Consider the following 13,267-nt stretch of genomic DNA (forward strand, 5'->3'; position numbering starts at 1 on the left):
GTTCACACCCGTCCGTCGAGGAACATCCGCAGACGCGTGAGCGTCCGGTCCCCATCCTCGGGCACGTGCCCGTTGACCGCGCGCACCGCCCACCCCAGCCGCAGGGCGGGTACGACGGCCGCGGCCAGGTCGACGCCCGGCAGCCGCTCGGCCCACGGCGCCAGGTAGGCGTCGCGGAACGGCGTCGTGTCGACCGAGTCCTCCACGTCGTCGACACCCCACGCGATCACGCCCTCGAGCGCCACCGACAGCACGCAGAACGGCTGGGAGACGCACGCGTCGCCCCAGTCCATCACCAGCTGCCGGTCACCCTGCACGAACACCTGCGCGTCGTGCAGGTCGTCGTGCTGGACCGTGTCGGGGACGCCGTACGACGCGAGCTCGGCGCACAGCTCCTCGACGTACCCCTGGGCCCGGCGGAAGCGCGGCTCCGCGTCGATCTCGTCCATCAGCCGGGCGTAGCCCGCGGGGACGCCGGCCAGCCGGTGGTCGGGCACGCCCAGCGCGAGCAGGTCCTCGACGTCGTCCTCGACCGCGAGCTGGATCCGGGCGACGGCGTCGAGGGCGTCGTACCAGCGATCCAGGCTCCGCTCGCGGGGGACGACCTCGCGCAGGGTCTCGCCGGCGTCGGACATCAGCATCCAGCCGCGGTCGACGTCGACGGCCAGCAGCGGCGGCACCCGCTCGGGCACCCGGGAGGCCAGCAGCCCGACCAGCGCGGCCTCGTGGCGGAGCTGGTCGTCGTTGGCCTTGAAGAAGACGGCGCCGGCGTCGGTCGGGACCCGCAGCACGGTCGACCACGGTGCGACGTGCGGCTGCTCGACCTCGCCGGTGCGGGTCAGGCCGAGGCCGGTCAGCCGCTGCTCGATCCACCCGTGCGCGGCCGCCCGCCACGCCTCGTCGGTCCACCGCTCCTCGCCCACGGGGCGATTCTCCGCGCCCGACGGGCTCCGGCGCGCGCCAGTTTCCCCGCGCCGAGTGGTCAGCCGACGGCGCTGAGGCTGGCCACGACCTGCTCGGCGACCCGGGTCGCGAGGTCGGCGTCGCGCGCGGACACGGTGATCGAGACGACGTCGGAGCCGCTCTGGACGGCGATCGCCCGGCCCTGGACCTCCCGGCCCTGCAACGGCAGGACGTACTCGACCAGCACCGCCTCGCCGGCCCCGGTCTGCGCGGTGCTGAACTGCGGGTCGTCGGCGCCCAGGTTGGCGTACTGCTCGGCGAGCTGGGACTGCAGCTCCGGGGTGGTCGGCAGCGGCCCGGGGTAGTGCAGGACGTTGAGGTTGTCGATGAACCCGTCGACCGAGCCGGCGCCGCTCAGCACGATCACGTCGGCCTGCCCCATCATCTGCAGCAGCTGGTCGCCGCTGATGCCGAGCCGGTCGGTGAGCTCACCACCGGCGGGGTCGTCCTCGATGGCGCCGCCGTCCTTGTCGCCGGTGAACTCGTCGGGATCGACGACCTCCCAGTCCGCGGGCACCTCGAAGGCCACCTGGTCGGTCTCGACCGGCTGGGCGTCGCCGGAGACGGGCTCGTCGGTCGGCTCCTCGCTCGACTCGTCCGTGGGCTCGTCGGACGGCTCGGACGGCTCGGAGGGGGCGGCGCTGCTCGAGTCCGCGGCCGACGGGTCGTCGCCCGGGTCCCCGTCCGAGCAGCCGGCGAGCGGCAGCGTGAGGACCAGCAGGGCGGCGGGGAGGCTCCGAGTCAGACGCACGCGTTGAGCCTAGAGGACCCTCTCAGCCGTGCAGCAGGCCCCGGAAGAGCCGACAGGTCTCCTCGACCGCGGCCTGAGCGGCCTTCGAGTGGCGACCCATGTCGACGAAGCCGTGGATCAGCCCGTCGAACGACGCCAGCTCGACCGGGACGCCGGCCCCGCGGAGCGCCTCGGCGTACGCCGTCCCCTCGTCGCGGAGCGGGTCGAACTGCGCCACGGCCACCACGGCCGGGGCCAGCCCGTCGAGGCGGCCGTGCAGCGGGGAGAGCCGCGGGTCGGCGAGCGTGTCCGGGGCGGCGTCGCCGACGTACTGGGCGGCGAACCAGAGCATCGTGGCCTGGTCGAGGAAGTAGCCCTCGGCGTTCTCGGTGCGCGACGGGAAGTCGGCGGTGAAGTCGGTGCCGGGGTAGACGAGCAGCTGGGCGGCCAGGGGCGTCCCTTCGTCGCGCAGCGTCTGCGCCACCACCGCGGCCAGGTTGCCGCCCGCGCTGTCGCCGGCCACGCCGAGCCGGTCGGTCCCACCGAGCTCGTCGAGGTGGGCGGCCGCCCAGCGGGTGGCGGCGAGGGCGTCGTCGACCGCGGCCGGGAAGGGGTGCTCCGGCGCGAGCCGGTAGTCGACCGAGACCACGACGCAGTCGCACAGCGCGGCGATGCTGCGGGCCATCACGTCGTGGGTGTCCAGGTCGCCGATCACCCAGCCGCCGCCGTGCAGCAGCACCACGGTCGGCAGCGGACCCTCCGCCGGCCGGTAGACCCGGGCCGGCCGGTCGCCGGCCCCGCCGGGCACGGTCGTGTCGACCACCGACGCCACGTCGGGGACCGAGGCCGGGTCGCGCAGGTCGACGGCCAGGGTGCGGAAGCCCTGCCGGGCCTGGGCGGGGGTGCCCTCGCTCATCGGTGGGGTGCCGGCCGCGGCCAGGAAGGCCAGCAGCCCGGCGATCTCGGGGTCGAGGCGGGGGTCGAGCTCGGTCATGTCTCTCCCTGTTCCGGACGTGGTCAGACGAACGCGCTGATGCCGGTCTCGGCGCGGCCGATGAGCAGCTTCTGGATCTGGCTGGTGCCCTCGTAGAGGGTCATCACCCGTGCGTCGCGGAGGTACTTCTGGGCGGGGTACTCGTCGACGTACCCGGCCCCGCCGTGCACCTGGATGGCGTTGTTGGCCGCGCGTACGGCGGCCTCGGACGCGAACAGCTTCGCCTTGGACGCGGCCACGCCGAACGGCAGCCCGCGGTCGATCAGGTCGGCGCACCGCCAGACGAGCAGCCGGGCCGCGTCGGCGTCCAGGGAGATGTCGGCGATCATGTCCTGCACCAGCTGGAAGCCGGCGATCGGGCGGCCGAACTGGGTGCGGCTCGTGGCGTACTCGACCGTCGTCTCCAGGCAGCCCTGGACGATGCCCACGCACCCGGCGGCGACGGAGACCCGACCCTTGTCGAGGGTGGTCATGGCGATCCGGAAGCCCTGGCCCTCCTCGCCGAGCAGCGCGTCGGCCGGGACCCGGACGTCGGCGAGGAAGAGCTCGGCCGTGGCCTGTCCGCGCAGCCCGAGCTTGCCGGTGATCTCGCGGGCCTCGAAGCCGGGGGAGTCGGTCGGGACCAGGAACGCGCTGACGCCCTTCGGGCCGGGTCCGCCGGTACGGGCGAAGACCAGGGCGACGTGGGCCCAGGTGCCGTTGGTGATGAACAGCTTCTGGCCGCTGATCAGCCAGTCGTCGCCGTCGCGGCGGGCCTGGGAGGTCAGGTTGCCGGCGTCGGAGCCGGTGTCGGGCTCGGTGAGCCCGAAGCAGCCGAGGATCGTCCCGTCGGCGATCCCGGGCAGCCAGCGCTGCTTCTGCTCCTCGGTCCCGAAGCCGAGGACCGACTTGCCGACGAGGCCGTTGGAGACCGACACGATCCCGCGCAGGGCGGAGTCGGCGCGGCCGAGCTCCTCCATCCCCAGCACGTAGGTCAGGTAGTCGCCGCCGAGGCCGCCGTACTCCTCGGGGATGGTGAGGCCGAAGAAGCCGATCTCGGCGAGCTTCGGGACGATGTCGAGATCGACCTGCTCGTCGCGGTCCCAGCGGGTGCGGTGGGGCACCGCCTCGCGGTCGAGGAAGTCACGGGCCAGCGCCCGGAACGCCTCCTGCTCGTGGCTGAGTCCGAGGTCCATGCGGGCCATCCTGCACCCCGGGCGGTGGCGACGGCGGCTAGACCGCCCGGCGGCGCTCCCACGCGTTCGCGGCGACCAGCACCAGGAAGGCCAGCAGGCCGCCCGCGAGCACGTCGATGACGTAGTGCTCGGCGAAGTAGACGAGGGCCGTGGACATGGCCAGCGGGTAGAGCAGCAGCGCGAAGCGCCATGGGGTGCGCAGCCGCTGGACGGCGTACATCGCGACGAGGAAGGAGATGCCGGCGTGCAGCGACGGCATCGCCGCGACCGGGTTGCCGACACCGTGCAGGATCAGGTCGATCCGCTCCAGGCCGATGTCGGACCATCCGCGGCTGGTGATCCGGGTGACGTCGCCCATGTAGCCCTGCTCGGAGGCCATCCACGGCGGGGCCATCGGGTAGACGATGTAGATGACCAGTGCGCCGAAGTTGATGCCGACGTAGCGCCTCATCCACATCATCCAGTCGCGCCGGTTGCGCACCCACAGCACCGCGGCGATGGTCAGCCCGGTCAGGAAGTGCGTGGCGTAGACGGTGGTGAAGAACAGGTCGTACCACCGGGCCTCGGTGGTCTTCAGGCACGGGTCTCCGCACCACGCGTCCTGGAGCCGCTCGGTCGGGGTGATCCCGCCGCCGAGCCACTCGTCGAAGCGGATCGGCATCGTGATGTGCACGGGCAGCCCGAGCTCGTCGGTGAGGCCGCGGCTGTAGAAGTAGATGACCAGGCCGACGACCGGCAGCCACCAGTCGCGCAGGAAGTACAGGTGGTAGCGCGGCTCCGCCTCGATGTTCCACGCGATCGTCCCGAGCCACAGCCACAGGAAGACCTGCAGGGTGTCGTTGGGGATGCCGAGCAGGTCGATCCAGATGCCGAGGAGGACGGCGTAGCCGACCATCGCGGCGATCCGCGCCTTCCGGCGGGTGCCGCGGGCCGGGACGGGGCGGCCCTCCTCGGCGAGGACGTCGTTCGGCTCCTCGGCCTGCTGCACCATGCGGAGGAGTCTAAGAGTTCGCCCTACGTTCCCGGTCAGGCGGTGGCGAGCGGGTCGAGTCCGGGGTGCTCCTCCACCCGCGCGGCGAGCACGGACAGCTGGTGCTGACCGTCGCCGAGCAGGTGGTCGAGGGCCGAGAGTCGGGCGGCGTAGCTGCCCACGGAGTACTCGGCCGTCATCGCGATCCCGCCGTGCAGTTGGATCGCCTCCTGGCCGACGTGGCGGGCGGCCCGGCTGACCTGGAGGGCCGCGCGGGCGGCGGCGTCGGCCGCGCGGGCCGGGTCGCCGGTGCCGAGCACCATCGTCGCCCACTGGACGAGGCTCGAGGCGAGCTCCAGCGAGACGTACATGTCGGCCGCCCGGAAGGTCAGGGCCTGGAAGGTGTTGAGCGTGACCCCGAACTGCTTCCTGCTCGTGAGGTACGACGTGGTGGTGGCCAGCGCGACCTCCATCGCGCCGAGCGCCTCGTGACCGGCCATGATCCGGCCGATGTCCTGGATGGTGGCGATGGTCGCCTCGAGGTCCTGGCCCGGGGTGCCGAGCGGGGTCGCGGCGGTCGCGTCGAAGGCGATCCGCGCCGCGCGGCCCCCGTCGTACGTGGGGTAGGCGGTGCGCTCGAGACCCGTCGGGTCGACCAGGAACAGGCCGGTGCCGCCGTCCGGCAGCGCGGCGCTGACGACGAGCACGTCGGCGCGGGCGCCGTGGGGGACCGGCTCCTTGACGCCGCTCAGGGTCCAGGCGTCGCCGTCCTGCGCGGCGGTCACGGCGGTGGCGGTGGGCGCCCAGCGGCTGCCCTCCTCGTCGTGGGCGAAGGCCAGCACGCTCTCGCCGGCCGACAGGGCGCCCAGCACCTCCTGGCGCTGCTCGGGGGTGCCGGCCGCGGAGACCAGCCCACCGGCCAGCACCACGCTGGTGAGGTAGGGCTCCGGCGCGAGCACCCGGCCCAGTTCGTGGGCGACGATCCCGATCTCGACCGGTCCGGCACCGACGCCGCCGTCGTCCTCGGCGAAGGGCAGCCCGAGCAGGCCCATCTCGGCCAGCTGGCCCCAGACCTTCTCGCTGAAGCCGGGGTCCTCCGCGACCGCCTTCCGGCGCTCCTCGTAGTCGCCGTACGCCTTCTTCAGCAGGCCGCGGGTGGCGTCGCGCAGGGCTTCCTGCTCGTCGTCGTAGGTGAAGTCCATGTCAGAGTCCCAGGATGGTCTTGGCGATGATCTGGCGCTGGATCTCGTTGGACCCGCCGTAGATCGACGCCTTGCGGAGGTTGAGGTACGTCGGAGCCGCGTGCCGGGCCCACTCGGGCACGCCGCTGTCGCCGCCGGACGCGAGGCCGGCCGGGCCGGCCAGGTCGAGCACCAGCTCGCTGACGGCCTGCTGGATCTCGGTGCCCTTCAGCTTCAGCAGGGAGCTGGCGGGGTGCGGCTCGCCGCCCTCGGAGTGCGCGACCACGCGCAGCGCGGTCAGCTCCAGGGCGAGCAGCTCGTTCTCGAGCTCGACGAACCGGGCCCGGGTGAACGGGTCCTCCAGCTGGCGCCCGGCCAGCTGCTTGGCCTGGGCCAGCACCCGCTTGGTCGTCCCGATCGGCGCGACGCCGACCCGCTCGTTGCCGAGCAGGAACTTGGCGATCGTCCAGCCGCCGTTGAGCTCGCCGACCAGCAGGTCGGCGGGGACCCGGACGTCGGTGAACCAGACCTCGTTGACCTCGAAGCCGCCGTCGATCAGCTCGATCGGGCGGACCTCGACGCCGGGCAGGGTCATGTCGATCAGCAGCATCGAGATGCCGGCCTGCTTCTTCACCTCCGGGTCGGTGCGGACCAGGGTGAAGATCCAGTCGCCGTACTGGCCGAGCGTGGTCCACGTCTTCTGGCCGTTGACCACGAAGTCGTCGCCGTCGCGGACCGCGGTCGTGCGCAGGCTGGCCAGGTCGGAGCCGGCGTCGGGCTCGGAGAACCCCTGGCTCCACCAGATGTCGAGGTTGGCCGTCGGCGGCAGGAACCGGTCCTTGATCTCCTTCGACGCGAAGTGCGCGAGGACCGGACCGATCATGTTGGCGTTGAACGCCAGCGGCAGCGGGACGCCGGCCGCCTGCATCTCGTCGTTCCACAGGTGCCGCTGGAGGTCGGACCAGCCGCGGCCGCCGTACTCCTCGGGCCAGTGGGGTACGGCGAGCCCGGCCGCGTTGAGCACCTGCTGGCTCTCGACGATCTGGTCCTTGGTCAGCTCACGCCCGGCGATGACCGCGTCGCGGATCTCCTGCGGGAACTTCGTCGTGAAGAACTCGCGCATCTCCTCGCGGAACGCCTGGTCCTCCGGTGACAGCTCCAGCTGCATGCTTCTCCCCTCCCCTGGGTGTCGCGCCCATCATGCCGTGACAGTGCAACTGTCACGATGTGCGCGCCGCACGAATCCGGTGATCCGGGAAGCAGGACAACGCCCCACGACGTAAAGAAGATGCCCGCAACCCCCCGATGACGGACAATTCCTCGACGTGGGTCACGTCGATGTCGCAGGAGTCCGCTACGAGCTGCCCGACGGGCGGGTGCTGCTCGACGAGGTCTCGTTCCGGGTCGGCGAGGGGGCCAAGGTCGCGCTGGTCGGCGCCAACGGGGCGGGCAAGACGACGCTGCTGCGCATCATCACCGGTGACCTGCAGCCGCACGCCGGTGCGGTGACCCGCAGCGGCGGTCTGGGCGTCATGCGCCAGCACGTCGCGGTCGGCAGCACCACGGTGGCCGACCTGCTGCTGAGCGTCTCCCCGCCGCGGGTGCGCGAGGCCGCCGCCGAGGTCGACCGACTCGAGCTGGCGCTGATGGACAGCGACGACGAGAAGACCCAGATGGCCTACGCCACCGCGCTGGGGGAGTACGCCGACGCCGGCGGCTACGACGTCGAGGTCACCTGGGACGTCTGCACCATCGCCGCGCTGGCGCTGCCCTACGACCGGGCCAAGTACCGCGAGCTGACGACGCTGTCGGGCGGCGAGCAGAAGCGGCTGGTGCTGGAGTTCCTGCTCCGCGGTCCCGACCAGGTGCTACTGCTCGACGAGCCGGACAACTACCTTGACGTACCGGGGAAGATCTGGCTGGAGCAGCGGGTCCGCGAGTCCGACAAGACGATCCTGATGATCAGTCACGACCGGGAGCTGCTGAACAACACCGCGACCCGTGTGGTGACGGTCGAGCTGGGCGCCGCGGGCAACACCGTGTGGACCCATCCGGGCGGGTTCGCGTCGTACCACGAGGCCCGCCAGGACCGGTTCGCCCGCTTCGAGGAGATGCGCAAGCGCTGGGACGAGGAGCACGCGAAGATCAAGGCGCTGGTGCTCCGGCTGAAGATCAAGTCCGAGTACAACGACGGGATGTCGAGCCAGTACCGCGCCGCGCAGACCCGGCTCCGCAAGTTCGAGGAGGCCGGGCCGCCGATGGAGCAGCCGCGCGAGCAGCAGGTGTCGATGCGCCTCAAGGGCGGCCGCACCGGCAAGCGCGCGGTCGTCTGCGAGGACCTCGGGCTGACCGGGCTGATGGAGCCCTTCGACCTCGAGGTCTGGTACGGCGAGCGCGTGGCCGTGCTCGGCTCGAACGGATCGGGCAAGTCCCACTTCCTGCGGCTGCTCGCGGCCGGCGGCAGCGACCCCGACGTCGAGCACCGGCCCGTCGGTGACGCCGAGATCCGCCCGGTCCCGCACACCGGCAAGGCCAAGCTCGGCGCGCGCGTGCGTCCGGGCTGGTTCGTCCAGACCCACGAGCACCCCGAGCTGATCGGCCGGACGCTGCTGGAGGTGCTGCACCGCGGCGACGGACACCCCGACGGCCGGCAGGGCATGGGCCGCGAGCAGGCCGCGCGGGTGCTGGACCGCTACGAGCTGGCGCACGCCGGCGAGCAGCCGTTCGAGTCGCTCAGCGGCGGTCAGCAGGCGCGCTTCCAGATCCTGCTGCTGGAGCTCTCCGGCGCGACCCTGCTGCTCCTCGACGAGCCCACCGACAACCTCGACGTGCAGTCCGCCGAGGCGCTGGAGGAGGGCCTGGCCGCGTTCGAGGGCACCGTGCTGGCGGTGACCCACGACCGCTGGTTCGCCCGCGGCTTCGACCGGTTCCTCGTGTACGGCGCCGACGGCGCGGTCTACGAGTCGGACGGGCCCGTGTGGGACGAGGGCCGGGTGCAGCGCGCGCGATGATCGAGATCCGCGAGCTCGACCCCGACGACGCCCCGGCGGTGCAGGCCTGGCACCACGTGTACGCCGTCGCCCAGGCGCACGGGATGGGCGAGCACGCCGTCGTCTGGCAGCTGGAGGAGGTGCGGGTCCTCCTGCGCGAGCGCACCAGCCGCGCCTGGCACGCCGGCTGGAGCGGGGTGGTGGACGGCGAGGTCGTGGCCACCGGCTGGATGCGGGTCCCGCTGCTCGACAACCTCGACCGGGCGGAGCTCAGCGTCCACGTGCTGCCCGCCCACCGGCGCCGCGGCCACGGCTCGGCGATGGTCGCCCATCTCGAGCAGGTCGCCCGCGAGCACGGCCGCACGATCCTCGGCGGCGAGGCCGCCTTTGCCTACGACGCCGGCGCCGACGGCGCGGGCGCGCCCGGGCCGGACTTCGCGCGGACCGCCGGCTACGCGCTCGCCCTGGGCGACGTGCAGCGGGAGCTCGCGCTGCCGGTGGCCGACGGGCTGCTCGACCGGCTGGCCGCGGAGGCGGCGCCGCACCACGCGTCGTACACGCTCCGGTCCTGGGTGGGCCCGGTGCCCGACGAGCTGCTGCAGGGCTGGGCCGACCTCACGTCGACCCTGATGACCGAGGCCCCGACCGGCGAGCTCGACGTGGAGCCCGAGGCGGCCAGTGCCACAGCGGTGCGCGAGGGCGAGGCCGTGGTCGCCCAGCAGGGGCGCACCAAGATCAACACCGTCGCGCTCACGGCCGACGGCGAGGTGGTCGCCTACACCGACCTGGCCGTCACCGTGCACGAGTCCGACCGCGCCTACCAGTGGGGCACCCTGGTGCGCGCCGACCACCGCGGCCACCGGCTGGGGCTCGCGCTGAAGGTGGCGAACCTGCGGCTGCTGCAGGAGAGCCACCCCGGCCTGGCGAAGGTCGTCACCTACAACGCCGAGGTCAACGACCACATGATCGGCGTCAACGACCGGCTCGGCTTCGTGCCGGTCGCCCGGCTGGCGGAGTTCCAGAAGCGGCTCTGAGACCTGCTCCCGGACGGTCCCGAAATGCCACGGACCCCGCCACCGGCGTACCGGTGACGGGGTCCGATCTCTCCCCCCGGAGAGCCCGACGTCAGGACCGCGAGGTCGAGCCGTCGGAGTCCAGCTTCAGCTCGGCGGTCTTCTCGGACCCGTCGCGCTGGAAGGTGATGGTGACGGTGTCGCCGGGCCGGTAGGACCGGATGGTGGCGATCAGGTCGTCGGAGCTGGAGACCAGCTGGTCGTCCACCTTGGTGATGACGTCGCCGCCTTCGAGGCCGGCCTTGCCGGCTGCGGAGCCGTCACCGATCTCCTGGATCTCGGCGCCCTCGACGGTGGCCTCCGACTGCTGCTGCGGGAGCCCGCCGCCCTGACCCTGCTCGGCGCCGACGTTCGAGACCGTGATGCCCAGCCGGGCGTGGGTCGGGGTCTCGCCGTCGATGATCTGCTCGACGATCGGCATCGCGTCGTCGATCGGGATGGCGAAGCCCAGGCCGATCGAGCCGCTCTCCTGGCTGGACGACGAGGCGGTGGACTGGATCGAGGAGTTGATCCCGACCACGTGGCCGTTCATGTCGACCAGGGCGCCACCGCTGTTGCCGGGGTTGATCGCGGCGTCGGTCTGGATGGCGGGGTACGCCGTGGTGTTGCCGTTGCCGTCGGAGCCCACGTCCACCGGTCGGTTGAGCGCGCTGACGATGCCGCTGGTGACGGTCGCGTCGAGGCCGAACGGCGAGCCGATGGCCACGACGCCCTCGCCCACGGCGAGCTCGTCGGAGGACCCCAGGGTGGCCGGCGTGAGGCCGTCGACGTCCTGGGCCTGGATCACCGCGAGGTCGGTCAGCGCGTCGGTGCCGACCACCTCGGCGTCGGCCTTGGTCCCGTCGTTGAACGAGACCGAGATCTTGCCGCCCTCGCCGGCGAGCGACGCGACGTGGTTGTTGGTGAGGATCTGACCGTCGGAGCTCAGGATGATGCCCGAGCCGGACCCGGCGCCGTCGGAGCCGCTGACGTTGATCTTGACGACCGAGGGCAGCACCGAGGAGGCGACCGACTCGACCGAGCCGTCGGCGGCCGGGCCGTCCGGGGTGTCGACGACCTGCGAGGTGGTGCGGCCCGACGGGGACGCCGTCCCGCTCGCGGGCTCGTCGTCGAAGGCCGACCAGGCGGCCGCGCCCCCGACACCGGCGGCGCCACCCACGACGAGCGCGGCGGCGACGACGGCGGCCGCGAAGCCCTTGCGGCCGCGCTGGGGCGGCTGCTGCACCAGGACCTCGGTCTGCGCCGGGCCCGAGGTCGCGCCGGGGGGCGGGAAGGACGGGGGCGGCGGCGGGGGACCGAACACGGGGTGGTTCGCGGTGTCGGTCGCGGGGTCCTGCGGGGTGCCGGGGTAGACCGGCTGGGTGTCGTCGTGGTGGCGGTCGTTCATACCCATGACTGTGACCAGGAAGCCTGTGATGATGCTGAGACCGGGCTGGAAGACCGCGAAGAAGCGCCCTTGCCCCCGCCTGTGATGTGGGTCACCATCGGCGCATGAACGCCACTGCCGCCCCCGAGGCCGTCGACGCCGCCACCCACACCCCCTTCGGCGCCGCGCCGGTCGCCCGCTTCGTCGACGACCGCGTGGCCCACTGGGCCGCGACCCGCCCCGACGCCGAGTGCCTCACCTACCTCGGCCGCACCTGGACCTGGCGCGAGTGGGACGACCGCGTACGACGGGCCGCGGGCGGGCTGCAGGCGCTCGGGATCGGCCGCGGCGACGTGGTCGCGTTCCTCGACAAGAACCACCCCGCCTGCGTTGAGATCAGCCTCGGCGCCGGGTCGCTCGGCGCGGCCAACGCGATCATCAACTGGCGTCTCGCCGGCGACGAGATCGACTACGCGGTCAACGACAGCGGGGCCCGGGTCCTGGTGGTCGGCACCGAGCTGGTGCCCGCGATCGAGAGGATCCGGGACCGGCTCACGCAGGTCGAGACGATCATCGAGGTGACCCCCGACGGCGCCGAGGGCGACGCCTACGAGGCCTTCCTCGCGGCGGCGACCCCGGTCGGGCGGTCGGCCGACGTCGAGCCCGACGACGTGTGCCTGGTGATGTACTCCTCCGGCACCACCGGGCGGCCCAAGGGCGTGATGCTCACCCACACCAACATGGTCGAGCACACCGTCTGCTCCCACGAGGGCCTCACCCTGGACGCCGACGACAAGATGATGGTGGCGATGCCGCTGTTCCACGTCGGCGGCTCGTCGTACGTCCTGCTCGGCATGCACGACGGTGTCGCGAGCGTGATGACCCGCGAGCCCGACGGGGCCTCGCTGGCCGGGGCCATCCTGAACGGTGCCAACCGCACCTTCCTGGTGCCGGCCGTGCTCGCGCAGGTCCTGCAGGCCGGGCCGGACGCCGTCCGGCTCTTCGGGGCCCTGAAGACCTACACGTACGGCGCCTCGCCCATGCCGCTCCCGCTGCTGCGCGCCGCGATGGAGGCCTGGCCCGACACCGACTTCGTGCAGGTCTACGGTCTCACCGAGGTGGCCGGCGTCGCCACCCACCTGATGCCCGAGGACCACCGCGACCCCGACCACCCCGAGCGGCTGGTCTCCGCCGGCCGGCCGATCCCGGGGGTCGAGGTCCGGATCGTCGACCCCGGCACCCTGGAGGACCTGCCGGTCGGCGAGCACGGCGAGATCTGGCTGCGCTCGAAGCAGGTCATGAAGGGGTTCCTGGGCAAGCCCGAGGAGACCGCGCAGGTGCTGGTCGACGGCGGCTGGTTCCGCACCGGCGACATGGGCAAGGTCGACGACGGCGGCTACGTCTTCGTCGAGGACCGGCTCAAGGACATGATCATCAGCGGCGGCGAGAACATCTACAGCCCCGAGATCGAGCGGGTGCTCGCCGAGCACCCGGCGGTCATGGAGGTGGCGATCATCGGCGTCCCCGACGACCGCTGGGGCGAGTCGGTGAAGGCCGTGGTCGCGCTCAAGCCCGACACCTCCGCCACCGAGGACGAGCTGATCGCGTGGTGCCGCGAGCATCTCGCCCACTACAAGTGCCCCAAGTCGGTCGACGTCCTCGACCTGCTGCCCCGCAACCCCACCGGCAAGATCCTCAAGCGCGAGCTGCGGGCGCCGTACTGGGAGGGGCGCGAACGCTCCGTGAACTGACCGGTCCACGGGGCACCACCAGTCCGCCCACAGGCCGGTAACGGCTCCTCCACAGCCCTTCCGTGCGCGCTCGC

The 13,267-nt window shown here is 72.5% G+C and carries 11 protein-coding genes; 3 read left to right on the plus strand and 8 right to left on the minus strand.

Features of this window, described 5'->3' with window-relative positions; translation table 11 throughout:
* Positions 1–2 precede the first annotated feature (2 nt).
* Genes BLT76_RS25535 through BLT76_RS00890 form a run of 7 tightly spaced genes read right to left on the minus strand, consistent with a single transcriptional unit; the run spans position 3 to position 7,181 of the window.
* Positions 3–923 (minus strand): phosphotransferase family protein, encoded by a 921-nt coding sequence (locus BLT76_RS25535; protein ID WP_170866890.1) that lies wholly within the window; start codon positions 921–923, stop codon positions 3–5.
* 59 nt (positions 924–982) lie between these two features.
* A complete protein-coding gene (locus BLT76_RS00865; protein ID WP_090849810.1) occupies positions 983–1,714 on the minus strand; it encodes a hypothetical protein in 732 nt (243 codons plus the stop codon).
* Positions 1,715–1,736: 22 nt separating this feature from the next.
* Positions 1,737–2,687, minus strand: a complete 951-nt coding sequence (locus BLT76_RS00870; protein WP_090849812.1) for an alpha/beta hydrolase — start codon at positions 2,685–2,687, stop codon at positions 1,737–1,739.
* 23 nt (positions 2,688–2,710) lie between these two features.
* Entirely contained in the window at positions 2,711–3,862 is a 1,152-nt protein-coding gene (locus tag BLT76_RS00875; protein ID WP_090849814.1) for an acyl-CoA dehydrogenase family protein, read from the minus strand.
* A 37-nt stretch (positions 3,863–3,899) separates the two neighbouring features.
* Complete coding sequence (locus BLT76_RS00880) at positions 3,900–4,853, minus strand: phosphatase PAP2 family protein (RefSeq protein WP_090849816.1); 954 nt, start codon at positions 4,851–4,853, stop codon at positions 3,900–3,902.
* Positions 4,854–4,888: 35 nt separating this feature from the next.
* Positions 4,889–6,034, minus strand: coding sequence for an acyl-CoA dehydrogenase family protein (locus BLT76_RS00885; RefSeq protein WP_090849818.1), 1,146 nt, complete (start codon positions 6,032–6,034; stop codon positions 4,889–4,891).
* Between the two features lies 1 nt (position 6,035).
* On the minus strand, positions 6,036–7,181 hold the full coding sequence (locus BLT76_RS00890; protein ID WP_090849820.1) for an acyl-CoA dehydrogenase family protein: 1,146 nt from the start codon (positions 7,179–7,181) through the stop codon (positions 6,036–6,038).
* A 157-nt stretch (positions 7,182–7,338) separates the two neighbouring features.
* On the opposite strand from BLT76_RS00890, the gene BLT76_RS00895 reads away from it, so the two are divergent.
* On the plus strand, positions 7,339–9,024 hold the full coding sequence (locus BLT76_RS00895) for an ABC-F family ATP-binding cassette domain-containing protein (protein WP_090849822.1): 1,686 nt from the start codon (positions 7,339–7,341) through the stop codon (positions 9,022–9,024).
* A complete protein-coding gene (locus BLT76_RS00900; protein WP_090849824.1) occupies positions 9,021–10,037 on the plus strand; it encodes a GNAT family N-acetyltransferase in 1,017 nt (338 codons plus the stop codon). Before BLT76_RS00895 ends, BLT76_RS00900 begins: the two co-directional genes overlap by 4 nt.
* A gap of 91 nt (positions 10,038–10,128) precedes the next feature.
* Here BLT76_RS00900 and BLT76_RS00905 read toward each other — a convergent pair whose 3' ends face one another.
* Positions 10,129–11,463, minus strand: coding sequence for a S1C family serine protease (locus BLT76_RS00905; RefSeq protein ID WP_090849826.1), 1,335 nt, complete (start codon positions 11,461–11,463; stop codon positions 10,129–10,131).
* Positions 11,464–11,567: 104 nt separating this feature from the next.
* Between BLT76_RS00905 and BLT76_RS00910 the strand changes: the two genes are divergently transcribed.
* A complete protein-coding gene (locus tag BLT76_RS00910) occupies positions 11,568–13,193 on the plus strand; it encodes a long-chain-fatty-acid--CoA ligase (protein ID WP_090849828.1) in 1,626 nt (541 codons plus the stop codon).
* Positions 13,194–13,267 lie beyond the last annotated feature (74 nt).

This window comes from Nocardioides lianchengensis (assembly GCF_900101465.1).
GTDB classification, from domain to species: Bacteria; Actinomycetota; Actinomycetes; order Propionibacteriales; family Nocardioidaceae; genus Nocardioides; species Nocardioides lianchengensis.